Raw genomic sequence first — 1,368 nt, forward strand, 5'->3', positions numbered from 1 at the left:
TTTGCGGTTAACGCCTCAGACAAATATTTTCGAAAACTGATTGTCGATTACAAAATCCGGCAGGAACAGTTTGCCAATATCAAAGCCATCATTGAAAAAGACATCAATGAACTGGATTTGGCTGATGTCAGTATTGATACGCTGACCACTCAGGACAGCTACGAAATGGACGCCGGTAAGATTATCCAGGAAATCAACAGTTATCTGCACTTCAATGAACAGGCGCGGATTGTGATCCTGCATGACCCGGTAGGCCGTCAGCGGGACATTGTGGAAGCCTACTCTATCCTGAATTTGTGGCAACAGAGCTATAACGCCTCCAATATTTACCCATTGACCATCGGTTTCTATGTCGAAAAGCTCAAAGCCACCAAAAACCCGGAGCTGAAAAAGAAAATAGATGACAGTATTCATCAGGACCGCTGGAACAACGACTGGCCGAAACTGAAAAAAGTCACCGAAGATTTTGAAGCGCGTCAGGCGATGTTTATGAAACTGTTTGAAGCCTTTGCGGATAACCCAGACCTCAGTTATCAAGTCGGCGGGCTGCAAAATTACTTTCACTACTTCTTTTCACTGCAAGATGAAAAGGAGACGCTGGAAGAAGAGGACGCGCTGGAGTTCCGGTTTTTCAGTGAAATCCTCTCCGGCCTGCTCGGCAACCTGCAATCATCCTTGCCCGGCCAGCAGGTTTTAGCGAAGCTTGCGGCCAAAGAGTCAGACGGCAACGGGGATGGCAACTTCTGGCGCACCATTACCACCGGGGTTGTCACCGTACTGAATAACGACAAAGTAAAATCACCGATGCTTAAGGGCCCGTTTATTAGTGGCGTCGATAATATTCTGCTGGGGATGGGGACCTTTCTGGCAACCGTCTGCGCCTATACCCATCAGACAATTTATCAGGGTTCAAGTTATGTCCGGCAGCTTCCCCAGAAAGCGATTGACCAGATAACCCAACAACTGGTTCCGGCCCTGTTATCCACGCTAGGCGTAGTGATTGAACCGGATGGCAGAGTGGCGCTCAGTGAACAGAGCTATCAGGAAGTGCTTAAGCGACTGGAATCGAAAACAAATCGCAACCGACCTGATCCGGCGGTGCGTCAACAGGCTATCGGGGAACGGATGATTAACTGGAGTAAACGCCTGGAATCACTCGGCAATAAACCGGTGATAACTCTACCGGAAGTTAAGACCAGTGTGGACTCGCCGGTTCAGCTTTTTACCTTAGAAGGGGCTAATAAAGCCTCTATTGGTTTACTGTTTGATTCTTCATTGACCGGTGTCAGCCTGTTCCTGAATGCATTCACCCTGTCCGATGTGATCATGCAGACAGAATATGCCCGCAACAACCCGTTACAACCCGGA

Annotated in this window: 1 protein-coding gene; it reads left to right on the forward strand. The window is 48.5% G+C overall.

The features are described 5' to 3' along the window. On the forward strand, positions 1-1,368 hold a 1,368-nt coding region (locus tag EAE90_RS23135; RefSeq protein WP_214055436.1), incomplete at both ends, for a hypothetical protein.

Source organism: Photorhabdus caribbeanensis, from assembly GCF_018448885.1.
Classification (GTDB): domain Bacteria; phylum Pseudomonadota; class Gammaproteobacteria; order Enterobacterales; family Enterobacteriaceae; genus Photorhabdus; species Photorhabdus caribbeanensis.